At 45.5% G+C, this 1,017-nt stretch carries 1 protein-coding gene; it reads left to right on the forward strand.

The window, feature by feature from the left end:
* The coding region (locus A3729_RS18640) for a response regulator (protein ID WP_156498012.1) at positions 1 to 1,017 on the forward strand (1,017 nt) is incomplete at both ends.

Below are 1,017 nucleotides of genomic sequence, written 5' to 3' on the forward strand. Positions count from 1 at the left end.
AACCTTATGTCACTGGAAGAATTTGCCAAGAAACGCTTTCTCATCGTCGATGAACTAGACTCCTTCCGTTTTTCTACCAAAAAGACACTGATGTCACTTGGCCTTAAGCTCGTTGACACAGCAAGCAGTGCACAAAATGTTGTCTCAGGTTTTCAGAACGTCAATTACGACGTTACGCTGTGCAACTATGACTTAGGCAAAGGCAAAAACGGCCAGGAGTTACTTGAGGAGCTACGCTACAAGAAACTGTTAAAGTTCTCGGACTTATTTTTTATTGTTTCAGCCGAAGTTGATCGCAGTAAGGTTATGGGCACCGTCGAGAACGAACCCGATGGCTACCTGGTAAAACCGATCACACCCAATGATTTGAAACAACGCTTAAGCAAAGCGCTAAAAATGAAAGAAGCGATGAGTGCAATTGACACTGCTATAGATGATGGCGACTATCACTCAGCAATTGCATATTGTGACGAGAAAATTGCCGAGAAAGGCAATTACGTACTTCGCTGCATGAAGACAAAAGCCTGGCTGCTAAGTAAAATCGGACACATCGACGAGGCACGCGAGCTATACGAAGGCATCCTTAAAGCAAGCGATTTTACCTGGGCCGAATATGGGCTGGCAAGAATCATGATTCGGCGTAAACATTATGAGGATGCAGAAAAACTACTACGGGTCATAATTACCAAAGACCCGGAGCAAGTTGAAGCTTTGGACCTTCTTGCGCAGGTACTGCAAAGACAAGATAAAACCAAAGAGGCCCAGGCAACCGTCGAACAAGCTATCTCGCGGTCTCCAAACTCCCTGCACAGACAAAAGCAATTGGCAGAGCTATGCTCAGAAAATAAAGATAGTAAGGGCGCAATCGAAGCCTATCAAAACGTAATGAAGCACAGTGAACAGTCTGTCTACGCCCGGCCAGAACACTGCTTCGATTTCGTTAATTACCTTGCAGACGTTGCCAAGCAAGAGGGTGGCGATATCAATGCCAACCCACATGTTAAGGAAGCCTTCGAC

The organism is Oleiphilus sp. HI0043, from assembly GCF_001634935.1.